This window comes from Oxalicibacterium solurbis (assembly GCF_014635845.1).
Lineage (GTDB): Bacteria > Pseudomonadota > Gammaproteobacteria > Burkholderiales > Burkholderiaceae_D > Oxalicibacterium > Oxalicibacterium solurbis.
In genome coordinates this window covers 45,966-69,975 of record NZ_BMDP01000002.1, presented here as the reverse complement: position 1 = coordinate 69,975, position 24,010 = coordinate 45,966, and the positions used below count along the sequence as shown (strand labels likewise).

Sequence of the window (24,010 nt, the reverse complement as noted above, 5' to 3'; positions counted from 1 at the left end):
AATGCATACGGAAAAATCGCTGCTGTCGACAGCAGCAAATACAGACAGCAAATTCGTCTTCTGCTCGTCCAACCGCACGCATTTCGACTGGCTCGATCGTGTGCTGAACGAATGGCATCTGAAGCAGCAGGAAATGGCGCCGCTGGACATGCTGGTCGCCCGCATGAGCGCATGCAAGCCGCAACTGCTGTTGCTCGATTTTTCCGGCAACTGCGGCGAGGAAGACATCGACTGCAATGCCTCGATGATCGGCCTCGCGCAACGGCTCAAGGCCGTGCTGCCCGATCTGCAGATGGTCGCCGTCGGCACGATGGACTATCCGGATGGCGCCATTGCCGCATTGCGCGCCGGCGTGCATCACTTCGTCGACATGCATGCCGACGCCGAAGAAGCGCGCAACGTCATCCGCAAGCTGATCGCACCGGATACCATGGCCGTCTCCGAATCCTGCACCCTGATTGCGCTGGCCGGGGCCCGCATCGGCATCGGCACCACCACGCTCGCAGTACATCTGGCCGATCTGCTGCAGCAGCGCCGGACCGTGCAGCAGACGGAACCGCGCATCGGGTTGCTCGATCTCGGACTGCCGGTCGGCGATGGCCAGCTCTATCTGAATGCTGCCGGCGCCTTCCATCTGGACGAAGCGATCCGTAACCGTCATCGACTGGACCAGACGCTGATCCACACCGCGTTGCCACGCACCGCCAGCGGCGTACGCATCGTTTCGCTACCGCGCACGACGAACGAGATCGCAGGCATCGCCGCATCCGACACGGTAGCGCTGCTCACGCAACTGTGCCCGTATTTCGACGTATTGATCGTCGATCTTGGCGGCTTTCCGCATGCCGGCTTCATCTCGCGCATCGCGCAGGCAGTGGACGAAACATGGCTGGTCACCGACCAGAGCGTCGGTTCGCTGGTATCGCTGGCCACGCTGCTGAAGGAGCTCGACATCCACCTCGTCGAAACGGAAAGGCAGGCCGGCAAACGCCAGCTGATCGTCAATCGTTACGACACACGCTACGGCATGGATGCCGAACAGATCGCCGAACGTTTCGGCCTGCCGCTGAAAGCCGTTCTGCCGGAATGTGCAGCACGCATGGTGAGCGCCGCCAATCTCGGCAAGCTGCTGCACGAAGTCGCCCGCACCGATCCATATGTACGTGCAGTGCAGAAGCTCGGTGCCGATCTGCTGAAATCGAACGTGGACAGGCGGAACCGTACCGATAATCGGCTGCCGCAATGGATGCAACGCTGGATGCCATCGAATAACAATAAAAGGGGAACGAAATGAGCGATCACATCGACATGACCGGCGAAGAAGCAGCGTTCGTCAACACGCAGCGCTTTCAGGACATAAAGACCGCCGCCTACGACAACCTGCTGACGCGTATCGAGGAGCTGGGTGCTGAATTCGGCCGCTGGTCGCGCTCGGCGATCCAGCAATTCGTCAATCTCGATGTGGACGGCTTCGTACGCCTGCGCCGCATTCCGCTGAACGAGAACGAAGTCCGTCTGATCGCCGATGCGCTGACGAAGGAACTGGCCGGCCTCGGCCCGCTGGAAGACCTGCTGGCCGATGCAGAAGTGGAAGACATCCTGATCAACGGCTACAACGACGTCTTCGTCTCGCGGCATGGCGTGCTGGAGCGTGAAACACTGCGCTTCACCGACAACAGCCACCTGCTGCGCATCGTGCGCCGCATCCTCGCGCCGCTCGGTCGCCGTCTCGACGAATCGAATCCGATGGTCGATGCGCGCCTGCCGGACGGCGGCCGGTTGAACGTCGTCATCGAACCGCTGGCGGTGGACGGCCCGATGGTGTCGATCCGCAAATTCCGCAAGGATCCGCTGAAGCCGTCCGATCTGCAGCAGCTCGGCACGCTGAACGAAGACCTGTTCGCACTACTGGAAAACGCGGTGAAGGCGCGCTGCAACATCCTCGTCTCCGGCGGTACCAGTTCCGGCAAGACTTCGTTGCTCAATGCGCTGGCTTTCTTCCTGCCTGAAAACGAGCGCGTCGTCACCGTCGAAGACACGGCCGAACTGTCGCTGAACCATCCGCACGTGGTGCGGCTCGAATCGCGCATCGGCAACTTCGAAGGCACCGGTGCCGTCACGATACGCGACCTGATCCGCAACAGCCTGCGCATGCGGCCGGACCGCATCATCGTCGGCGAGGTGCGCGGCGCCGAAGTGATGGAAATGCTGCAGGCGATGAACACTGGCCACGACGGCTCGATGGCGACCATCCACGCCAACACGCCGCGCGAATGCCTGCACCGCATCGAAATGCTGGCCGGCTTCGCCGGCTTCCAGGGCAGCGAGAACAGCCTGCGCCGTCAGATCGCCGGCGCCATCGATTTCATCGTGCAGATCGCGCGCCTGTCCAACGGCCGGCGGCGCATCGTCTCCATCACCGAAGTCACCGGCGTCGGCGACAACATCATCACGACGCAGGAGCTGTTCCGCCACGAGAGTTTCGTCGGCCCCGACGGCGAAGAGAAGGACCGCTGGGTCTCGCTCGGCATCCAGCCGCATTCGCCCAAGCTGCAGCGGCGGCGACAGCTGTCGGCAGCAGCTGCCGTACCGCCGAGGAAACCATGAACGCCCTGATGCTGCTGCTGGCTGCCGTCGCGATCCTGCTGATCGCGGCCAGCCTGCTGCTGTGGCAGGGAGCGCAGACGCGCGCGCACCAGCAAGCAGCCTCGGCCTTCGTCGATCGTCAACTGCGCGGCATGGCGGAGACGGCAAATCCGGAAACGACCGATGCCGGTACGGCGCAGAAAAATGCCGCTGCGCGACATGGCCAGCGTGCATGGCGACACTACCTGCGATATTTTTTACTGCGTGCCGGCATCAAGCCGAACCGGCTGTTCTTCTTTCTGCTGATCGCACCTGGCGTCCTGCTCATAATCATCGCCGCACTGTTCGGCGGCATCCTGTCCGCGATCGGCACGGCCATCCTGTATATCGCACTCTGCCATTTCCGCCTGTGGCTGAAAGCCACTCGCCGCCATCAACGCATGGTGCGCCAGCTGCCTTCCTTCCTCGACACAATGGTGCGGCTGGCAACCATCGGCAACAGTCTGGAATCGTCCTTTCAATCGGCTCTGCTGACAACCGATGCACCGCTGCGCGACCTGCTCGATCGTTCCAACGGCCTGGTGCAGGCCGGACTCGATCTCGAACATGCATTGCTGCAGGAAGCACGTTTGTTTCGCCTGCACGAACTGGAACTGATTGCCGCCGTCATCGGTGTCGCGCTGCGCTTCGGCGGACGCGCCGACAACGTGCTCGACCGCATGGCCTCTTTCATGCGCGATCGCGAACAGGCACAGAATGAACTGGTCGCGCTATCGGCAGAAACGCGGCTGTCGGCCTGGATACTCGGCTTGCTGCCGATCGGACTCGGCCTGTTCATGATCATCTTCAACAATGCCATGTTCTCCATCATGTTGAACGACGAGGCAGGCAGAAAAATGCTGTTCGGTGCATTGGCGCTCGAAGTGTGCGGTGCGTTTTTTCTGTACCGGCTGGCGAAGTCTGTGTGAATCCGAAGGGAAACTGGGACACGTCATGGAACCCACAATGTTATTCATCCTGTCGTTGCTGTTCTTCGCTGCTGCCGCGTTGCTGATCGGCGGCGTGCTGCTGCGCCGCGCATGGGACATGACGCGTACCGAACGCATGCTGAACCGCCGCATCGACAGGCAGGAAAATCCCGATCCGGAACAACAGGAAACCGATGAAGAGCCGGAGCCGACAAACTGGCTCGATCGCATCGTCATGCATGCCGCACACTGGGTCGATACGCCGATCGGGCGGCAACTGGTGGCAGAGGAAGACCGCCGGCTGCTCGATCAATGCGGCGTCAACGACAATCGCGGCAAGACACTATTCTTCATCACGCGTACGGCACTCGGATTTCTTCTGCCGGTCTTTGCCTGGACTTTCATTGCCGACGGCACGACGTCATCCTTCCTGATCTGCGGCTTCTTCGGCTTCGGCCTCGGCTACATGGGGCCGAAATGGGCGATGCAATGGAAGGCACGCGACCGCCGCCGCCGCGCTGCCGAAGAATTGCCGCTGCTGATCGACCTGCTGCGCCTGCTGCAAGGCGTCGGGCTGTCCATCGATCAGAGCCTGCATGTGATCGAAACGGAATTCGCGAAGACGCTGCCGGTTCTCAGCCGCGAACTGCAGATCGCCGCCCGCCAGTACCTGAACGGCCGCAGCCGCGAACAATCGCTGCGCCGCTTCTCCACCGTATTCAACAACGACGACATCAACGCCATCGCACGCCTGATCGTGCAGGTCGATCACTACGGTGGTGCGGTGCAGCAGCCGTTGCAGCAGTTCAGCGACCGCGTGCGCGAACAGCGCAAGCTCGACATGAAGGAAAAGGTCGGCAAGCTGACCGTCAAGATGACCGGCGTCATGGTTCTCACGCTGCTGCCAGCGCTGCTCATCATCACCGGCGGCGCAGGCTTTCTCGCCATCATCCGCACACTCTCCAGGATAGGACACTGACATGAGCGCATGCCACCCGTTCCATCGCCTCGCCATCGCCGCCGCCACGCTATCCCTGCTCGGTGCCTGTTCCACTTTCGACAAGGCATCGAACGATCAGACTGAACGCATGGAAGCCGCCATTCAGCGCCAGCAGCTTGAGCCGGAAAAACCCGCAACCGATAACAAGCTGGTCTATCTGGACATGATCAAGACGATGCAATCGCGCTCGCTGTACTTTGCCTCGCTCGCGCACATCGATGCCTATCGCAAGCAGAATGGCGACTCGCCAGAAATCATGCGGCTGGAAGCCGACGCCCTGCGCGCCACCGGCCAGACGGAAGCAGCCGACAAGGCATATCGCCGCCTGCTGGATACCGCGGAAGCCGCCGCTGCGTGGCGTGGACTTGGCCTGTTGGCGGCACAGCGCGGCGATTACGCCGCTGCCGTCACCGCGTTGCAAGAATCGACACGGCGCGATCCCATCAATGCAACGGCGCTCAGCGATCTCGGTTACGCGCTGCTGCAGAACGACGAATTCGACGCTGCCCGCCTGCCGTTGATCCAGGCAGCCGAACTCGCGCCGGACAACCGCAAGGTCGTCAGCAATCTGGCGCTCTACCTGATGCTCGCAGGCGAAAGCGACAAGGCACGTCACTTGATGAACAAGGCCGGCCTGCCACAGGAAACACAGGAAGAAATTTCACGCCAGGCCCGCGCAAATGGCGGCCCGTCATCGAAAGCTGCACCAGCCAAAACATTGGCATCCGCCCGGCAAGAAAACGGCATGCAATTGCAACTGCAATGGCAGTTGCTCGAACCGATGCAGCAATTGCGTCAATGATCTCCATCAAACAACGCGTATCAGGAAAGGAAATGATCATGTCGACACGCCTTCCGCATCGCACCGTTACCGCACGCGCAATCCCTGCCACCACGCGCCGCCTGCCGGCATTTTGTCTTGCCGTTCTGCTGATCGCCTGCACCCACTATGCCCTCGCACAGCCGGTTTCGGACGAAGTACCCGCTGCCGAAGCGGCGCAACAAACGGTACAGCAGTCAACAAACGTCATCGGCACAACCACCAACGCCCTGCTTTCTGCACAGGCCGACGGCAGCATCGCAGGCCCCGGTCTGCCGATGCTGGGCGCCACCGGCAACCTGAGCTGGCATCGCTATCTGGACAGTTTCAAATACAAAATTCCGGAAAGCTTCAATAGCAAGATCGACGAAGCGGCAAGCAGCCGCTGAAGCCAGGTCACGAATATGCCTGCACGCCCGACAATCGGAAAACCGGCACCAGCCTTACCGCCACATCAGCGCGGTTCGATCGCTGTGATGGCAGCGCTGGTTATTTCTGCCGTCGTCATTCTGCTGGCATCGATCGATATCGGCTTCCTGTTCTATCAGAAGAGGGAACTGCAGAAGATTGCGGATATGGCAGCGATTGCGGGGGCGCAGCAAGTCGCACGCTCGTCCGAACTGGATGACCAATGCGCCTCCGCCTTCAACGCAGCGGAAAATAATGCACAGATCGCACATGGCTTCAGCGGTGTAATCAACACCTCATGCGGAAAATGGGATCCCGCCTCAGTGCCAGCGGCACCGCACTACTCCGTTTACGCTGGCGGCGTCACGCCGGTAGGTCAACCCAAACCGACTGCCGTTCGTGTCGATATCAGCCGTTCATTCGGCAGCTTCTTCGGTGCGTGGGCCGGCCAACAGGTAAATGCCACGGCCATCGCAACGGCATCGGCACCAGTTGCCGTTTTTTCCGTCGAATCGCGGCTGCTCAGCATCAAGGATGGCAGTGTGCCGATGCTGCTGGCACAGCTGGGTGTCGATATCAATGGCACGACGCTGGCATCATATGACGGATTGGCAAATGCACGCATCACCACCGGCGGCTTGCTTTCCGCCCTGGGCTTCAATATTCCGCTGAATGCCGACGTCGCCACCATCAAGAATATCGTTTCGCTGGGCTCACCTACATGCAGCAACGGTGTTTGCCCGTTGAACGACCTGCTAGGTGCAATCAGCATCGTCGGTGGACAAGAAGACCTGATCAATGCCCTCGGCATTCAGAGCGGAAATGTAAAACTGCTGACGGATGCAGGCGAACGCGGCCTGTTCACCCTCATTGACACAGCCAACGGCAAGGCAGCGCTGGACGCAAACGTCAAGGCGGCGGAACTGCTTTCGACAGCGATTGTCCTGGCCGGCAGTACGCATCCGGCCATTGCCGCCAATGTGAATCTTTCCACGCCGGGCCTGCTTGAAGTCGACAACCAGATCGGCATCGTCGCTCCACCGTCGATCGGAATCGGCGGCATCGGCACCAAGGCGTTCACTTCCCAAGTGAGAATGTTCACGCACGTCAAAAGCAATCTGCTGAATGCGAACCTGGTTTCCTCTGATATTCCGATGGCGATCGACGTCGTCAACGGAACCGGAACGATCGTGGACATGTGCACGAAAAAGAAAGACGGGAAAGACGTTGCGACCATCGCAATCGACGCTCCCATCCTCAAATTGTGTGTCGGCAATTTCGATGCGAGCAGCGCGTTCTCGACAACATCGACCTGTAGCGACAATCTGCAGAACCAAAGCATCCTCAGGATTTTGCCAAAACCATCACCAGCCAACGATGGATTAAACATTAGCACCAGCTTTTTCATCGATGCCCTGCCGAATACCGATATGCATGATTTCGTGAAAGGCGAAACGTTCACGATAGGAAAAAACGATCTGCAACTGGGTACGACCTTGTTGAACCTGATGGATGGCTTGCTCGCCAAGCTGCTGGGAGCGACCTTGATACAGGTACAGATGCAAGGCTCTGGCGGCGTCAACAACAACACACTTGCCGCCGGCCTGCTGAACGCCACAGGCAATACGCTAGATACCGCACTCTCCACAGTACAAGGCGCACTCAACGATCTTAAAAGTTTCGTTACTGGCATCAACACAAACAGCAGCCTGCTGGCAACTCTGGGGAGTGTATTAACTGGTTTGCTGAATACCGTCAGCAATCTGGCGAATGGCCTGCTCAATGTCGTCGGCAATATTCTTAATCCGATTCTGTGTCTAGGAAATGCGCAGTGCATCCTTTCCGGCCAACTTTCGGGCAATCAGGGTTCCATCAGCAAGGCCGTACTGACCGCCTTGGGCCTGGCAACCGACTTGCTGCAACCTATTCTCGATGGTTTGGGCAGCGCCCTCTCCAACCAGTTGCAAACCCTGCTCGGTACACAGCTCGGCCAGGTCGATGTCACATTGATCGACCTGAATTGCGGCGGTGGCGAAAACGTCAAACTGGTTTATTAGACATTCTTCATGTGAACGGAGCATCGACCATGCAATTCTCTGATTCTGCAGCCAGATTTTTCCGCTATCTCAACATGGACTACCTGATCGCCCCTTTTCTGATCAGGCTGATCTACTGGGTCGGCTTCATCGCCATCATCGGCGCCGGGTGCGGCATCCTGTTCAATGCGCTCGATGCCTCCGTACCGGGAAACGCACGAATATCATTGACGATAGGTGCCACTCTGCTTTCCCTGCTTCTGTGGCGCCTGCTCAGCGAAATACTGGTACTCGCCTTCAACCTCCATGCGCGGCTGATCGAGATTCGCGACCTGCTGTCGCATCGGCAGGATGCGACGGAGGAGGAACAGTCTGTGCCGCCACCATTGTTTCTGCTGAAAAAGCCGGCACCTCCTTTTGACGATCGAGGAACGGCATGATCAAGAACAAGCCTCCACAGGAAAATATCGACATCTACGTCTGGGAAGGCAAGTCCGATATTTTCGATCGCATCGCGCGCTGTCTGGTCAGCGCAGATGTCGATGTCATACGCGCCGACGGCATGGAGCCGCTGCCGGAACAGGTGGCGCAATCGACGGCGATTGCCATCATCTCGGTTACCGTCATCGACAGCTCCGGTTTCGATGCACAGGATTGGCAGCGCACGCACGGCATGCCGGTCATCTGGGTCGCCGAAGCGCCGCGCGCCTACGATTCGCGCGTCTACCCGCCCGAATATTCACACATTCTGATGCTGGATTTCACCTGCGCGGAACTGCGGCGCCAGGTCTTCGCGCTGGCGGGAGAATTGCATCTTCACGGCAAGTCGGCACAGGAACACGATCCGCTGATCGCCGAATCCGACGTGATGAAGGCCTTGCTGAAAGAAGCGGAAACATTTGCCGACTGCGATTCCAACGTGCTGATCTCCGGCGAAACCGGCGTCGGCAAGGAACGCATCGCACGGCTGCTGCACGATCAACATAGTCATTACGGCAAAGGCCCGTTCGTCGCCGTCAACTGCGGCGCGATTCCGGACGGCCTGTTCGAATCGCATTTCTTCGGCCATGCAAAAGGTGCGTTCACCGGCGCGATGCTGGCGCACAAGGGCTATTTCGAGCAGGCCGACGGCGGCACGCTGTTCCTCGACGAGATCGGAGATCTACCGCTGTACCAGCAGGTGAAACTGTTGCGCGTGCTGGAACAGAGCAAGGTCACGCGCTTGGGATCGGCTACCGAGATCAGCGTCGATTTCCGTCTGGTCGCCGCCACCAATCGTAATCTGCGCGAACTGGTGCGGCAGGAAATGTTCCGCTCCGATCTCTACTACCGGATGGCAGTCATCGAACTGCGCGTACCGAGCCTGCAGGAGCGCGGTGAGACCGACAAGATCGCTATCTTCTCGCACATCGTGCAGCGCATGCTGAGCCATCAGCCCGATAACGACAAGAACGGTGAGGCATCACCGATCACCATCCCGGACTGGCTGATTCGCATGGTTGCGAACACGCGCTTCGTCGGCAACGTGCGCGAACTGCGCAACATCGCCGAACGCATTACGATCATCCATCGCCAGTTCGGCGACTGGGACCGCGATGCAATTGATCGCGTGTTCGTCGCATTGCGCGAATTTCGCGATGAACTGCAGGAAATCGAGAACGACGGCACGCGTCGCAAATGGGACATGGCCGATCGCCAGCGCATCATCGAAGCACTCGATGCGCACAACTGGCGGCGGCAGGACACAGCCAACCACCTGAAGATGAGCCGCAAGGTGTTGTGGGAAAAGATGCGCAAGTTCCAGATCATCGATGGCGAGACTGCGGCAAAAGGCGATATCGATCCGTGATGCGTACTGCGGGCGGCAGAAAAGAAGAAACGAAGGAAAACGCACAACGCTATCCATCCGATTCGCCGTCGATGCATTGCGCACTTCCCGGCCGCACAATGCATCCGAGAACAGCATGCCGAGCGTTACCGCGCGCAAAAGAAAAACCCCGCCGAAGCGGGGTTTTTCAATGGAAGCCCGAAAGCTTCCGACGCATGGCATTGCTTCGGCCGGCAATTCCGGCCGAAGCAATTATTCTGCGCTTTTTGCAGCAGCGTTGCGGCGGTTCGGCAGTTTTTCCTTGATACGTGCCGATTTGCCCGAACGGTCGCGCAGGTAGTACAGCTTCGCACGACGTACGTCACCGCGACGCTTGACTTCGATCGACGCGATCAGCGGCGAGTACAGCTGGAACGTACGTTCCACGCCTTCACCCGACGAGATCTTGCGAACGATGAAGTTCGAGTTCAAACCACGGTTGCGACGCGAGATCACGACGCCTTCGTATGCCTGTGCACGCTTGCGGGTGCCTTCGACCACGTTGACGCTGACGATGACCGTATCACCCGGCGCGAAGTCGGGGATGTTCTTGCCGAGACGGGCGATTTCTTCCTGCTCGAGTTGCTGGATCAGATCCATTTTCTACTCCTGTAACCATCATGCCGGCGCTGCTTGCTGCTGATGCCCGGTAGAGGATGGGGTTTGCAAATTGCAGGGATCGACTGATTCCCTGCACGATTGCCGCAACGGATTACCGCAACGGCGAATTTTTTACTACGACTTCAGACTGCTCAAAAACTTTTCGTCGGCCCGCGTCAGCAATCCTGCCTCGCGTGCCTTGCCGATCAGGTCGGGACGTTTCCTTGCGGTCGCTTCCAGCGCTCGCTCGCGTCGCCACTTTTCGATCTCGGCGTGGTTGCCGCCCATCAGAACCGACGGCACCGCTTCATCTTCATGCACTTCAGGCCGCGTGTAATGCGGGCAATCCAGCAAACCGTTGACGAAACTGTCTTCCACTGCCGAAGCATCGTCGTTCAGTACACCGGGCAGCTGGCGGATCACCGCATCCATCAGCGCCATCGCCGGCAGTTCGCCGCCGGAAAGAACGAAATCGCCAAGGCTGACTTCCTCGTCCACGCAACGATCCAGAAAACGCTGATCGACCGCTTCGTAGCGACCGCACAGCAATATCAGGCCGGGTTCTACTGCCAGCTGCATCACGCGTTCATGTGTCAGCGGCTTGCCTTGCGGCGACAGATAAATCACCTTCGGTACCGGCAGCTCCGCGCCAATCTGTCTTGCCTTGGCTGCCTTTACCGCTGCTTCCAGCGGTTTGACCATCATCACCATGCCGGGACCGCCGCCATAGGGCCGGTCATCGACGGTGCGATGCTTGTCGGTCGTGAAATCGCGCGGATTCCACAGCGACAAGTTACAACTCTTTTGCTCGAACGCGCGTCGCGTGATGCCCGACTGCGTGATCGCCGTGAACATTTCCGGGAACAGCGTGACGACATCGAATTGCATCCCGCCTACTCCTCGCTCCGGAATCCAGTCATGGGACTCAGTAATCGAATCCCCAGTCCACCGTAATCTTCTTTGCAGCCTTGTCGACCGTGATGACAAACTGTTCGACGAAGGGAATCAGCATTTCCTGCGGCTTGTCTTCCGTTGCGACTGTCGGTGTCACACGCAGAATCGGATGCGCACCGTTGTCCATCAGATCACGCACGGAACCCAGATGCTGGCCTTGCAGATTCTCGACTTCCAGGCCGATCAGATCGATCCAATAGAATTCGTTGTCCGACAATGCCGGGAAGTGGCTGCGTGCGACCTGCACTGTCGCGCCTTTCAGCGCTTCGGCAGCATCGCGATCCGCCACGCCCATCAGCTTGGCCACCACATCGGCGGTATGCATGCGGGACTGCATGACTTCCACATCCAGCATGGCCGGTTTGTCCAGCCACCACGTGCGTGCGTTCAGCAGCGCGTCGGCATCGTCCGAATACGGCCTGATGCGCACCCAGCCTTGCAGCCCGTACGCACCGGTAATGTGCCCGACCAGCACCAGATCTTCAGGAATTTTCATCCCGAGCGGCTCCGATCAGACAAACCTGAACAGCTATTAACTGTGTTCGACTGCTTGAATCAAGCAGCGACTTTACCGGTTTCGACCAGGCGAGCAACGGTCGGCGACAGTTGTGCGCCAACGCCTTGCCAGTACGACAGACGATCTTGAGCGATGCGAACGGTTTCTTCCTTGCCCGATGCAACCGGGTTGTAGAAGCCGATGCGCTCGATGAAACGACCATCGCGACGGTTGCGCGAATCGGTTGCAACGATGTTGTAGAACGGGCGCTTTTTGGCGCCGCCACGAGCTAAACGAATAACGACCATAATTTTTCCGATATCGGGATTTTTAATCAATAAACCGCCGAATCCTCGGATAACCACAGGGTTCGACGACGCCCATCGAATTGAACAATCAACCGACAAAACATCGGCCAACCGTCGAAACGTGGGAAAAGCCGCAAATTATAGCCTGTACACCCCCCCTACTGCAACTTCGAGCAGCATGGCACGGCAACTAGTGTTGTTGTTCCCGACAAACCGGCCATCCGCGTCATTAAGCAAATAGCAACAATCCGCCGCCAGCACCGCCTCCCGGCACTCGCACTTTCCTGCCCCACCGTTGCGCAGCCGCACCGCGCATGCGCAAGCGGAGTGCAACCGGCGCCATATCTGCATGCCGCTCACCGCCGTTTTTCTGTTTTTTTCATGGCACACATAGTGCTTTTATGAAACACAACATATCGCAACAAGGAAGCCTTCATGCGCACACGTTTCGTTGCATTGCTGACAATGGTCGTTCTGGCCGCCAGCCTCTCCCCCATCGCATCGGCGCAGAATGTGCCGGACACACCGCCCGTCGCGGAAACGCCAATTACTCCTGTCCCGCCCCTCATAGCGACGCCGCTGATCGACGATTCCGAAGAAACGCCGGCCGTCGCCGAACCAATTGCACAGCAGGAGAAACCGCTGACCCGGCCAACGCTGGTCGATGCCGCCAAGCTCAATCCCGGCGATACCGCCTGGATGCTGACCTCGACCGCGCTGGTGCTGCTGATGACGATTCCCGGCTTGGCGCTGTTCTACGCTGGCATGGTGCGCAAGAAGAACGTGCTGGCAACGATGGCACAGAGCTTTGCCGTCACCTGCCTGGTCACCGTGCTGTGGGTCGTGATCGGCTACAGCCTCGCCTTCACGCCCGGCTCGCCCTACATCGGCGGGCTGGACCGCGTGCTGCTGGACGGCATGGCCTTCATGAAGGAAGCCGGCAAGGTCACCGTCAGCGAGATTGCGCCGACGATTCCCGAAAGCGTATTCGTCATGTTCCAGATGACTTTCGCCATCATCACGCCGGCGCTGATCACCGGCGCATTCGCGGAACGGATGAAATTCTCGGCGCTGCTGATCTTCATGGCGCTGTGGTCGGTATTCGTCTATGCGCCGGTGGCGCACTGGGTGTGGGAGCCGGGCGGCTGGCTGGCCGGACGCGGCGTGCTCGATTTCGCTGGCGGCACCGTGGTGCACATCAATGCCGGCATCTCCGGCCTGATCGCCGCCGTCATCATCGGCCCGCGCACCGGCTTCGGCCGCGAACCGATGCCGCCGCACAACCTGGTGCTGACCGTGATCGGCGCCTGCCTGCTGTGGGTCGGCTGGTTCGGTTTCAACGCCGGCTCCGCCGTCGCCGCCGACGGCCGCGCCGGCATGGCGATGCTGGTCACGCAACTAGCCACCGCGGTCGCTGCGCTGGCGTGGATGTTCGCCGAATGGCTGCGGCGCGGCAAACCGTCGGTACTCGGCATGGTGTCGGGCGCAGTATCGGGCCTGGTCGCGATCACGCCGGCATCCGGCTTCGTCGGCATCAGCGGCGCGCTGGCGATCGGCGCGGCGGCCGGCGTCGCCTGTTATTGGGGCGCAACGTCGCTGAAATCCATGTTCGGCTACGACGATTCGCTGGACGTGTTCGGCGTACATGCGATCGGCGGCATCGTCGGCGCGTTGCTGACCGGCGTCTTTGCAGTCAAGGAAATCGGCGGTGCCGAAAGTTCGTTTGGCAACCAGGCATTCGGCGTCATCGTGACGATCGCCTTCTCCGCCGTGATGACCGCCATCATCCTCGGCATCGTCAAGGCGCTGGTCGGCCTGCGCGTGACGGAAGAAGCCGAGCGCGACGGCCTCGATCTGGAACAGCATGGTGAGCACGTACTATGAGCGACGCACACCACACACGCGCCGAACAGGAAAACCACGCCTTCGCGCTGATGGGGCGGCTGCACGTCACGCTGCGCCGCCACAGCGGCCGCGTGACGGATATCGAATACATGCGCATCGATCCTGGCTATTGCCGCTACGTGCTGGAAATGACCGCAGGTTCGGACAATGCGGACCTGCACGAACTGAGCACAAAGCTGCAGGAGATCTTCTTTGGCGATGACGGCCTGTTCACCGTGCTGGCGCCGCGCCAGCCGTTGCTGTCGCGACTGGCGGAAACACCGCCAGCACCTGCGCCGCAATCACCGGCTGCCACGCCCGGCACCGACGACGAGGTCGATCGCGGTTATATCGGCCGGCTGCGCTGACCATTACCGGAACCGTCAGAACTGGTCTTCTTCCAGCGCCAGCATGCCCGCGTTGCCACCGACGATGGCGCTGCGATAGCCATCGGCCTGTGACAGGAAATGGTCGGCGAAGAAACGCGCCGTCGTCAGTTTGGTGCGATAAAAGGCCGCATCACCATCGCCGCTGACGAGCTTGCGATGCGCCGCCAACGCCGCACGCGCCATCTGCCAGCCACCGAGCACAATGCCAGCCAGCTTCAGGTACGGCACGCTACCGGCGAACACGCCCTTGATATCGGACTGCACGTTGGCGACGACGTAATCCGCCACGTCCGACAATGCCTGCGCCGCTTCGGTCAACTGCGCATGAATCGCCGCGAAATCCGCTGCACCTTCCTGCGACGATGCTTCCAGCAATTCATTCGCCGTGCGCATCACATCGGCAACGATTTCCTTCGCCACCGCGCCACCGTCGCGCACCGTCTTGCGGCCGACCAGATCGTTGGCCTGGATCGCCGTCGTGCCTTCGTAGATCGTCAGAATGCGCGCATCGCGATAGAACTGGGCGGCGCCGGTTTCCTCGATGAAGCCCATGCCACCATGGATCTGCACGCCGGTCGAGGCAACGTCGATTGCCATCTCGGTGGACCAGCCCTTGATGATCGGCACCATGTATTCGTAGACCGCTTCGTTCGCTGCGCGAACATCCGCATCCGGATGATGATGCGCGACATCGACTTTCGCCGCCGCCACGTAAGCCAGCGCGCGTGCCGCCTCGATCTGCGCCTTCATCGACATCAGCATGCGCCGCACATCCGGCTGATGGATAATCGACACCGCCGTCGCCGAACCTTCGAGGTCCTTCGACTGCACGCGCTCCTTCGCGTACTGCACCGCCTTCTGATACGCACGCTCGGCCACGCCGATGCCCTGCACGCCCACCGCGAAGCGCGCCGCGTTCATCATCACGAACATCGTTTCCAGTCCGCGATTTTCCTGCCCGACCAGCGTGCCGATCGCGCCGCCGCGATCGCCGAACTGCAGCATTGCCGTCGGGCTGGCCTTGATACCGAGCTTGTGCTCGATCGAGATGCATTGCACGTCGTTGCGTGCGCCGAGCGAACCGTCGGCATTCACCAGGTATTTCGGCACGAGGAACAACGAGATGCCCTTCACACCCTCTGGTGCATCCGGCAATCGCGCCAGCACCAGATGCACGATGTTCTCGGCCATGTCGTGCTCGCCGTAGGTGATGAAGATCTTCGTGCCGAAAATGCGATAGGTACCGTCGCCCTGCGGCTCCGCGCGCGAACGCACCATCGCCAGATCGGAGCCGGCCTGCGGTTCGGTCAGGTTCATCGTGCCAGTCCATTTTCCGGCAACGAAGTTCGGCAGGAAGCGCTGCTTCTGCTCTTCGGAGCCCGCCGTCATCAGCGCTTCGATCGCGCCATCGGTCAGCAGCGGGCACAAGGCAAACGACAGGTTCGCCGCATTCAGCATTTCCATGCACGGCGTCGCCACCAGTTTCGGCAAACCCTGTCCACCGAATTCAGCCGGATGCTGTACGCCCTGCCATCCTGCCTGTGCAAACGCATGGAAGGCCTCGGCGAAACCCGGCGTCGTCTTCACTTCGCCTTCTTTCCACGTGCTCGGCTTTTCGTCGCCGATGCGGTTCAGCGGCGCGACGACTTCCTCGCAGAAGCGCGCGTTTTCCTCCAGCACCGCTTCCACCGTCTCCGGCGTCGCATCCTCGCAGCCGGGCAAGGCATTGACGGCAGGCAGATCGGCCAGTTCGTTCAATACGAACAGCATGTCCTTCAACGGTGCGGCATAACTCATGCAGACTCCTGAAATGGAAAACGGGCGGGACGGTGACGATTGCAGTGTGCCAGAAAGACTCCAGCCACTACAACCGCCGCCGTCCCGCCCGTTCGATCGAACCAGACGGAACGCAAATTAAAACGTCAGCCCAGTTCCTTCACCAGCGCAGGCACGACTTCGAACAGATCGCCGACGATGCCGTAATCGGCCACCGAGAAGATCGGCGCTTCCGCATCCTTGTTGATCGCAACGATGGTCTTCGAATCCTTCATGCCGGCCAGATGCTGGATCGCGCCGGAGATGCCGACCGCGATATACAGATCGGGCGCGACGATCTTGCCGGTCTGACCGACCTGCCAGTCGTTCGGCACGAAACCGGCATCGACGGCCGCGCGCGAAGCACCCATGGCCGCGCCAAGCTTGTCGGCCAGCGGTTCGAGGATCTTGAAGTTTTCTTCCGAGCCGAGGCCGCGGCCGCCGGAGACGACAACCTTGGCCGCCGTCAGTTCAGGACGCGCCGACGTCGCGATCTCGCGCGAAACGAACGACGATTTGCCGGAATCAGCCACCGCCGCCACGTTCTCCACCGTCGCCGAGCCGCCTTCAGCAGCAGCGTCAAATGCCGTCGCCCGTACGGTAATGACTTTCACCGCATCCGACGACTGCACGGTCGCAATCGCGTTGCCGGCGTAGAACGGACGCTCGAAGGTATCGGGCAAGACGACCTTGGTGATTTCGGAAACCTGCGCGACGTCCAGCTTCGCAGCCACGCGCGGCAGGATGTTCTTGCCGTAAGCGGTAGCCGGCGCAAGGATATGAGAATAGTTAGATGCGAGCGCCAGCGCTTGCGCAGCGACGTTCTCGGCCAGGCCGTCGGCAAACTGCGGGCCTTCTGCGATGAGGACCTTGGCAACGCCAGCGATTTTCGCAGCGGCTTGCGCAGCGGCACCGGCATTGTTGCCGGCGACGAGGACGTGGACGTCACCGCCGCATTGTGCGGCTGCGGTGATCGTGTGCAACGTGCTGCCCTTCAGGGAAGCGTTGTCGTGTTCTGCAATGACGAGTGCGGTCATGATGTGATCCTTAGATGACTTTGGCTTCGTTCTTCAGCTTGTCGACCAGCGTGGCGACATCCGGCACGATGATGCCGGCCGAACGTTTCGGCGGTTCGCTGACCTTCAGCGTCTTCAGGCGCGGCGTCACGTCGACACCCAGATCGGCCGGCTTGAAATTGTCCAGCTGCTTCTTCTTCGCCTTCATGATGTTCGGCAGCGTCACGTAGCGCGGCTCGTTCAGGCGCAGATCGGTGGTGACGATGGCCGGCAGCGACAGTTGCACGGTTTCCAGGCCGCCGTCGACTTCGCGCGTGACCTTCACCTTGTCGCCGTCGACTTCCACTTTCGACGCATAGGTCGCCTGCGGCCAGTCCAGCAACGCAGCCAGCATCTGGCCGGTCTGGTTGGCGTCGTCGTCGATCGCCTGCTTGCCGAGGATGATCAACTGCGGCTGTTCCTTGTCGGCAACGGCCTTCAGCAGCTTGGCCACGGCCAGCGGCTGCAATTCGACGTCGGTCTCGACGAGGACGGCACGGTCGGCGCCGATCGCCATCGCGGTACGCAGCGTTTCCTGCGATTGCAGCACGCCGCACGAGACGGCGATGATTTCCGTTGCCTTGCCGGCTTCCTTCAGACGCACCGCCTCTTCCACGGCGATCTCGTCGAACGGGTTCATCGACATCTTCACGTTGGCGATATCCACGCCGGACTGGTCCGATTTGACGCGTACCTTGACGTTGTAATCGACGACGCGTTTGACTGGCACCAATACTTTCATCACTTTTCCCTTGAAAAAGTCACCAAATTGCAAAAATCAACGCAGGATTATAGCGGAAGCGCACTTTTCGCCGGCCACGCTCCACGGCAGGCCTTGCGAACATCGCAGACGGAATACAGGAAACGAACGCGCACTGCGCGGGAGGAAGCGCCGGCGAACGCCAGGCACGGTATTGCGATGAACGACCGATGACCGATGGATTATTACTTGCGCTTCATGAAGAAAACGAAGACGTCGCCTTCTCTATCCTGTTGCACCAGCTCGTTGCCGGTCTGTTTGGCGAAGGCCTGGAAATCGCGCACCGAACCGGGGTCGGTTGCCTGCACGCGCAGCACTTCCCCACTTGCCATTTCCGCCAGCGCCTTCTTCGTCTTCAGAATCGGCAGCGGACAGTTCAAACCCCGTGCATCGAGGTCCTTGATGAATTCCATGGTTGTGCATCCACCTCAGTACTATCAAAGGGGCGATTCTACCCCCAATCGTTACGCGATACCGGTATTGCGCCGGCGTGTTGTCCCCGATTTAACAATTACTTGCAGTCGCGACAATATCGCATCGGGTCGGCATTAATAAAAACGGCAGGCACCCGGCCCGCCGTTTTCAGGAGTACGAAGAAGTACAAACAAGCGCAACGCAACTCAAACGCGTTCGGCCACCCAGCCCTGCACCGAAGCCAGCGCCGCCGGCAATGCGGCCGCGTCGGTGCCGCCCGCCATCGCCATGTCCGGCTTGCCGCCGCCCTTGCCACCGACCTGCTGCGCGACGAAGTTGACGAGATCACCGGCCTTGACCTTGCCCATTGCATCGGCCGTCACGCCGGCCGCGATCTGCACCTTGGCGCCGTCGACTGCCGCCAGCACGATCGCCGCGCTCTTCAACTTGTCTTTCAGCTTGTCCATCGTGTCGCGCAAGGTTTTCGCATCGGCGCCGTCCAGCTTGGCGGCCAGCACCTTCAAGCCTTTGACGTCGATTGCCTGCGTCGCCAGCTCATCGCCCTGCGACGAAGCCAGCTTGCCCTTCAGCGTACCGACTTCGCGTTCCAGCGCCTTCATCTGATCCAGCACCTGCGCCAGACGCGCCTGCAGTTCCGTCGCAGGCGACTTCAGCGTTGCTGCAGCGCTATGCACCGTCGATTCCAGATCCTGCAAATAGCCCAGCGCATTGGCGCCGGTGATCGCTTCGATACGGCGCACGCCAGCGGCAACACCGCTTTCGCCGACGACCTTGAACAGGCCGATATCGCCGGTACGCGACACGTGTGTGCCGCCGCACAGTTCGCGGCTGGTGCCGATGTCCAGCACGCGCACGGTCTCGCCGTATTTCTCGCCGAACAGCATCACCGCGCCGGTCTGTTGCGCCGATTCGATATCCATCACGCGCGCTTGCGTGTCGGTGTTCGCCAGAATCTCGGCATTGACGCGCTTCTCGATTTCCAGAATCTGCTCATGCGTGACCGGCGCGTTGTGCGCGAAGTCGAAGCGCGTCTTGTCGGCATCGACCAGCGAACCCTTCTGCTGCACATGGCCGCCCAACACTTCGCGCAACGCCTTGTGCATGATGTGCGTGACCGAGTGGTTGCGCATCGTCGCCGCGCGGCGCGCGCCGTCGACTGCCGCCTTGACCTTGTCGCCCACCTTCAGCGTACCCTGCGACTGCACGCCGTGATGGCCGTAGACGTCCGACTTGATCTTCTGCGTATCCTCGACGCCGAACTGCACGCCTTCCGCCGCGATCACGCCCTGGTCGCCGACCTGGCCGCCGCTTTCCGCGTAGAACGGCGTCGTGTCCAGCACGACGATGCCGCTCTGGCCTTCCTTCAGTTCGTCGACAGCCGTACCTTCGAAGTACAGGCCGACCACGGTGGCCTGCTCTTCCAGATGTTCGTAGCCGGTGAAAACGTTGCCCGCGCCCGAGTATTCGACAGCGCGCTCCATCTTGAACTTGCCGGCGGCGCGGCCCGCGGCTTTCTGCTTTTCCATCGCCGCACTGAAGCCGGCTTCATCGACAGTCACACCGCGCTCGCGGCAGATGTCGGCCGACAGGTCCAGCGGGAAGCCGAAGGTATCGTGCAGCTTGAATGCCACGTCGCCCGGCAGCACTTTCGCGCCGTTCGCCAATGCCGTATCCAGGATTTCCATGCCGTTGGCCAGCGTCTCGAAGAAGCGTTCTTCCTCCGCCTTCAGCACTTCGGTGATGCGGTCCGCATCGGCCTTGATCTTCGGATAGGCATCGCCCATCTGTTCGACCAGATCTTTCACCAGCTTGTGGAAGAACGGTTTCTTCTGGCCCAGCTTGTAGCCGTGACGGATCGCGCGACGCACGATGCGGCGCTGCACGTAGCCGCGGCCTTCGTTGGACGGGATCACGCCGTCGGCGATCAGGAAAGCCGTCGCGCGGATGTGATCGGCGATGACCTTCAGCGAATTGTTGTCGAGGTCGGTCGTGTTGGTTTCACGCGCAGCCGCCTTGATCAGCGCCTGGAAGGTATCGATTTCGTAGTTGCTGTGCACGCCCTGCAGGATCGCGGCCAGACGCTCCAGGCCCATGCCGGTGTCGACGCACGGAGCCGGCAGCGGCTTGACCGAGCCGTCCTCGGCCATGTCGAACTGCATGAAGACGTGGTTCCAGATTTCGATGAAGCGGTCGCCGTCTTCGTCCGGGCTGCCCGGAGGACCGCCGGCGATGTGCGGGCCGTGGTCGTAGAAGATTTCCGAGCATGGGCCGCACGGGCCCGTATCGGCCATCATCCAGAAGTTGTCGCTCTTGTACTTGCCGCCCTTGTTGTCGCCGATGCGAATTACACGCTCCGGCGGCATGCCGATCACCTTGGTCCAGATGTCGAAGGCTTCGTCATCCTCGTGATAGACGGTCGCCAGCAGCTTTTCCGGCGGCAGGCCGTAGACTTTCGTCAGCAACTCCCAGCCCCATTGAATCGACTCCTGCTTGAAGTAGTCGCCAAAGGACCAGTTGCCCAGCATCTCGAAGAACGTATGGTGGCGCGCCGTGTAGCCGACGTTTTCCAGATCGTTGTGCTTGCCGCCGGCACGCAGGCAGGCCTGCACCGACGTCGCGCGCACGTAGGGGCGCTTGTCCGTGCCGAGGAAGACGTCCTTGAACTGCACCATCCCCGAGTTGGTGAACATCAGCGTCGGATCGTTGCCCGGCACCAATGGGCTGGAGGCGACGACCGTGTGGCCTTTCGACTCGTAGAACTTCAGGAATTTTTCGCGGATTTCGGACGATTTCATGTGCGTGAAAATGGATAGGCCGGTTGGCTGGGAAACCGTAAATTATACGTGATAAGCGCGCAAAGCCCCTGCACCCGGCAGGGTCGGAAATGCGGAAAAAACCACGAAAACCGGCACATTTCCGGCAATCGGGCTTCGCTTGCGTTCCGCTTGTTCCGCCTTGCTTATTTGACGGTCGCCGCCACGCCGGCGAACTGCGGCCCGATCAGGTCGATGCGATCGGTGCAGAAACCGTCCACGCCCCAGGCCAGGATTTCCGTCGCCCGCACCGGATCGTTGACCGTGTAGCAGAACAGGCCGAAACCGGCTTCCTTGACGGCACGCGCCAGCGGCGGCGTCAGGTTCTTGTGATTCGTGTGCAGTGCAATCGCGCCCAGGGCCAGCAGGCGTTCGTGCCAGTCTACCGGGATCGTGTCGACCAGAAAGCCGCGCGGAATTTCCGGTGCAGCCAGCTTCGCCGCCTGCAACGCATCGAAGGAAAACGACGACAGCAGCGGCAGCGCCGCAGGCGAATGATCCAGCATGTGCGCGAACAGCCGGCGTGTGGTTTGCGCCACCACCAGCCCGGTGCGATCCTCGAAACCCGGCACCGGCTTGATCTCGATGTTCATCCAGATACCGTTGCCCATGCAAAAGGTGGCAACCTGCTCGAAAGTCGGCACCGGCTCGCCTTCGAACGCTTCGCCAAACCACGCGCCCGCATCGCGCGCCGCCAGTTCGCGCGCGGTGAAGTCGGCGATGCTGCCTTCACCCGCCACCGTGCGGCCAAACTCCGGATCGTGCATCACGACCGGCACGCCATCCTTCGCCAGCATCACGTCGAACTCCACCGCGCGGAAACCGTGGTTCAGCCCGCAACGCATCGCCGCGATGGTGTTCTCCGGCGCCAGCGTGCCGCCGCCGCGATGCGCGACGATTTTCGGATAAGGCCACATGATGGGTTCCTGTTTTCGTTCAGCTATCGTTCAACTCTTGTTCTGCCCTCGTTCCGCCTTTGCGTCGCTTGCATTGCCTCTTGCGCCGCCTCCTACCTTTCCACCGGCAGCCGTCAACAGCGACATCCGCAATGTCATCGGGCAGTGTAGCCGACGCGCACGCCGTTGCAATACGGATCGGCCATGAATCGCATGCATCGACCACGCCTCGACAAGCGGCAACGGGACGCTAGAATGTCCCTCAACGAAAACATCTGCCGAGAAAGCCCATGCACGCATTCGACTGGAGCAATCCCTACCCGTCCATCCGCCAGCCGCTGTTCGCTCGCAACACCGTCGCCACCTCGCAGCCGCTGGCTGCGCAAGCCGGCCTGCGCATGCTGCTTAAAGGCGGCAACGCCGTCGATGCCGCGATCGCTGCCGCCGCCGCGCTGGTGGTGGTCGAACCGGTCTCGTGCGGGCTCGGCAGCGATGCCTTCGCGCTGGTGTGGGACGGCAAGGGCCTGCACGGGCTGAACAGTTCCGGTACCGCGCCGGCCGCATGGACACCGGACTACTTCAAGCAGAAGCACAACAACCTGATCCCCGAACGCGGCTGGGATGCCGTCACCGTGCCGGGCGCGATCGCCGCCTGGGCCGCGCTGTCCGACAAGTTCGGCAAGCTGCCCTTCGCCGATCTGCTGGAACCGGCCATCGACCTCGCCGCGCGCGGTTACATGGTCTCGCCAGTGGTGCAGAAGAAATGGACCAACGCCATTCCCATCCTGCAAAACCAGCCCGGCTTCGCGCAAACCTTCATGCCGCACGGCCGCGCGCCGCAGATCGGCGAGAACTTCGTCTTCGCCGACGCCGCCAAATCGCTGAAGAAGATCGCCGAAACCAAGGGCGAGGCTTTCTACCGCGGCGAACTGGCGGCTGCACTGGCCGCGCATGCAAAAGAAAACGGCGGTGCAATGACCGAAGCCGATCTTGCCGCCTTCGCGCCCGAATGGGTCAAACCGATCAGCAAGGATTACGCCGGCCACACCGTTCACGAGATCCCGCCGAATGGCCAGGGCATCGCCGCGCTGATGGCGCTCGGCATCATCGACAAGCTCGACATCACGCGTTTCCCCGCCGATTCGGTCGAAAGCCGCCACCTGCAGATCGAAGCGATGAAGCTCGCCTTCGCCGACGTCTATAAATATGTCGCTGACGAACGCCACATGACCAAGGTCACCGCCGCCGACCTGCTGGACGACGGCTACCTGGCCGAACGCGCCAAGCTCATCGATCTGCAAAAAGCCACGCGCTTCATGTACGGCGCGCCCAAGGGCGGCACCATCTACCTGACCGCCGCCGACGAATCCGGCATGATGGTCAGCTTCATCCAGTCCAACTACATGGGCTTCGGCTCCGGCGTCGTCGTGCCCGGCACCGGCATCAGCCTGCAGAACCGCGGCCACGGCTTCAACACCAGCCCCACGCATCCGAACTGCGTCGCACCCGGCAAGCGCCCCTTCCACACCATCATCCCCGGCTTCCTCACCAAGGACGGCCAGCCGCAGATGAGCTTCGGCGTCATGGGCGGCAACATGCAGCCGCAAGGCCACGTACAGGCGCTGGTGCGCATGCTGGCCTACAACCAGCAGCCGCAAGCCGCCTGCGACGCGCCGCGCTGGAAGGTCAACGCCGGCATGTCGGTCGACGTTGAGGATACGTTCCCGCAGGATGTGACCGCAGCGCTGGTCGCACGCGGCCACAAGATCGAGAACATCGCCGACAGCTACTTCATGGATTTCGGCTCCGGCCAGTTCATCTGGAAGACGGAAAACGGCTACATCGCCGCCAGCGATCCGCGCCGCGACGGACAGGCTGTCGGTTACTGAAGTTGCTTGCAACGTTGCTTATTGAAGTCAC

At 60.8% G+C, this 24,010-nt stretch carries 22 protein-coding genes; 12 read left to right on the top strand and 10 right to left on the bottom strand.

What is annotated here, in order from left to right; translation table 11 throughout:
* Position 1: 1 nt before the first annotated feature.
* From IEV40_RS05950 to IEV40_RS05910, 9 genes are all read left to right on the top strand, one after another.
* Entirely contained in the window at positions 2-1,294 is a 1,293-nt protein-coding gene (locus IEV40_RS05950) for a CpaE/TadZ family protein (RefSeq protein ID WP_188420100.1), read from the top strand.
* Positions 1,291-2,607: a TadA family conjugal transfer-associated ATPase gene (locus IEV40_RS05945; protein ID WP_188420099.1), complete on the top strand. Its 1,317-nt coding sequence runs from the start codon at positions 1,291-1,293 to the stop codon at positions 2,605-2,607. The genes IEV40_RS05950 and IEV40_RS05945 overlap by 4 nt, the downstream gene beginning before the upstream one ends.
* Complete coding sequence (locus IEV40_RS05940) at positions 2,604-3,554, top strand: type II secretion system F family protein (protein ID WP_188420098.1); 951 nt, start codon at positions 2,604-2,606, stop codon at positions 3,552-3,554. Before IEV40_RS05945 ends, IEV40_RS05940 begins: the two co-directional genes overlap by 4 nt.
* A 37-nt stretch (positions 3,555-3,591) precedes the next feature.
* On the top strand, positions 3,592-4,533 hold the full coding sequence (locus IEV40_RS05935; protein WP_229723983.1) for a type II secretion system F family protein: 942 nt from the start codon (positions 3,592-3,594) through the stop codon (positions 4,531-4,533).
* Position 4,534: 1 nt separating this feature from the next.
* Positions 4,535-5,356 (top strand): tetratricopeptide repeat protein, encoded by an 822-nt coding sequence (locus IEV40_RS05930; RefSeq protein WP_188420096.1) that lies wholly within the window; start codon positions 4,535-4,537, stop codon positions 5,354-5,356.
* Positions 5,357-5,394: 38 nt separating this feature from the next.
* Positions 5,395-5,763 carry a DUF3613 domain-containing protein gene (locus IEV40_RS05925; RefSeq protein ID WP_188420095.1) on the top strand — a complete coding sequence of 123 codons (369 nt, stop codon included), beginning with the start codon at positions 5,395-5,397 and terminating at the stop codon, positions 5,761-5,763.
* Positions 5,764-5,778: 15 nt separating this feature from the next.
* The gene (locus IEV40_RS05920) at positions 5,779-7,839 is read left to right on the top strand and encodes a TadG family pilus assembly protein (protein WP_268234574.1); all 2,061 of its coding nucleotides are present in this window, start codon (positions 5,779-5,781) and stop codon (positions 7,837-7,839) included.
* 74 nt (positions 7,840-7,913) lie between these two features.
* Positions 7,914-8,258: a DUF4282 domain-containing protein gene (locus tag IEV40_RS05915; RefSeq protein WP_188420093.1), complete on the top strand. Its 345-nt coding sequence runs from the start codon at positions 7,914-7,916 to the stop codon at positions 8,256-8,258.
* Positions 8,258-9,667: a sigma 54-interacting transcriptional regulator gene (locus IEV40_RS05910; protein WP_371870047.1), complete on the top strand. Its 1,410-nt coding sequence runs from the start codon at positions 8,258-8,260 to the stop codon at positions 9,665-9,667. Before IEV40_RS05915 ends, IEV40_RS05910 begins: the two co-directional genes overlap by 1 nt.
* A 231-nt stretch (positions 9,668-9,898) precedes the next feature.
* Here IEV40_RS05910 and rplS read toward each other — a convergent pair whose 3' ends face one another.
* The 4 genes from rplS to rpsP form a co-directional block, all read right to left on the bottom strand.
* Positions 9,899-10,285 (bottom strand): 50S ribosomal protein L19, encoded by a 387-nt coding sequence (gene rplS, locus IEV40_RS05905; RefSeq protein WP_188420091.1) that lies wholly within the window; start codon positions 10,283-10,285, stop codon positions 9,899-9,901.
* A gap of 135 nt (positions 10,286-10,420) precedes the next feature.
* Positions 10,421-11,173 carry a tRNA (guanosine(37)-N1)-methyltransferase TrmD gene (gene trmD, locus IEV40_RS05900; protein ID WP_188420090.1) on the bottom strand — a complete coding sequence of 251 codons (753 nt, stop codon included), beginning with the start codon at positions 11,171-11,173 and terminating at the stop codon, positions 10,421-10,423.
* Positions 11,174-11,210: 37 nt separating this feature from the next.
* Positions 11,211-11,735, bottom strand: coding sequence for a ribosome maturation factor RimM (gene rimM, locus IEV40_RS05895; protein WP_188420089.1), 525 nt, complete (start codon positions 11,733-11,735; stop codon positions 11,211-11,213).
* 59 nt (positions 11,736-11,794) lie between these two features.
* A complete protein-coding gene (rpsP, locus tag IEV40_RS05890) occupies positions 11,795-12,043 on the bottom strand; it encodes a 30S ribosomal protein S16 (protein WP_188421052.1) in 249 nt (82 codons plus the stop codon).
* 435 nt (positions 12,044-12,478) lie between these two features.
* Between rpsP and IEV40_RS05885 the strand changes: the two genes are divergently transcribed.
* The gene (locus IEV40_RS05885) at positions 12,479-13,927 is read left to right on the top strand and encodes an ammonium transporter (RefSeq protein WP_188420088.1); all 1,449 of its coding nucleotides are present in this window, start codon (positions 12,479-12,481) and stop codon (positions 13,925-13,927) included.
* Positions 13,924-14,295 carry a hypothetical protein gene (locus IEV40_RS05880; RefSeq protein WP_188420087.1) on the top strand — a complete coding sequence of 124 codons (372 nt, stop codon included), beginning with the start codon at positions 13,924-13,926 and terminating at the stop codon, positions 14,293-14,295. The genes IEV40_RS05885 and IEV40_RS05880 overlap by 4 nt, the downstream gene beginning before the upstream one ends.
* A 15-nt stretch (positions 14,296-14,310) precedes the next feature.
* On the opposite strand, the gene IEV40_RS05875 is transcribed toward IEV40_RS05880, so the two are convergent.
* The 6 genes from IEV40_RS05875 to ugpQ all read right to left on the bottom strand — a co-directional run bounded on the left by IEV40_RS05875 (position 14,311) and on the right by ugpQ (position 22,111).
* Positions 14,311-16,113 carry an acyl-CoA dehydrogenase gene (locus IEV40_RS05875; protein ID WP_188420086.1) on the bottom strand — a complete coding sequence of 601 codons (1,803 nt, stop codon included), beginning with the start codon at positions 16,111-16,113 and terminating at the stop codon, positions 14,311-14,313.
* Between the two features lie 125 nt (positions 16,114-16,238).
* A complete protein-coding gene (locus tag IEV40_RS05870) occupies positions 16,239-17,168 on the bottom strand; it encodes an electron transfer flavoprotein subunit alpha/FixB family protein (protein WP_188420085.1) in 930 nt (309 codons plus the stop codon).
* A 10-nt stretch (positions 17,169-17,178) separates the two neighbouring features.
* Complete coding sequence (locus IEV40_RS05865; protein ID WP_188420084.1) at positions 17,179-17,928, bottom strand: electron transfer flavoprotein subunit beta/FixA family protein; 750 nt, start codon at positions 17,926-17,928, stop codon at positions 17,179-17,181.
* A 203-nt stretch (positions 17,929-18,131) separates the two neighbouring features.
* On the bottom strand, positions 18,132-18,359 hold the full coding sequence (locus IEV40_RS05860; protein ID WP_188420083.1) for a sulfurtransferase TusA family protein: 228 nt from the start codon (positions 18,357-18,359) through the stop codon (positions 18,132-18,134).
* Positions 18,360-18,566: 207 nt separating this feature from the next.
* Positions 18,567-21,176, bottom strand: a complete 2,610-nt coding sequence (alaS, locus tag IEV40_RS05855) for an alanine--tRNA ligase (protein WP_188420082.1) — start codon at positions 21,174-21,176, stop codon at positions 18,567-18,569.
* A gap of 164 nt (positions 21,177-21,340) precedes the next feature.
* Complete coding sequence (gene ugpQ, locus IEV40_RS05850; protein ID WP_188420081.1) at positions 21,341-22,111, bottom strand: glycerophosphodiester phosphodiesterase; 771 nt, start codon at positions 22,109-22,111, stop codon at positions 21,341-21,343.
* A gap of 269 nt (positions 22,112-22,380) precedes the next feature.
* Between ugpQ and ggt the strand changes: the two genes are divergently transcribed.
* Positions 22,381-23,979 (top strand): gamma-glutamyltransferase, encoded by a 1,599-nt coding sequence (gene ggt, locus IEV40_RS05845; RefSeq protein ID WP_188420080.1) that lies wholly within the window; start codon positions 22,381-22,383, stop codon positions 23,977-23,979.
* Positions 23,980-24,010 lie beyond the last annotated feature (31 nt).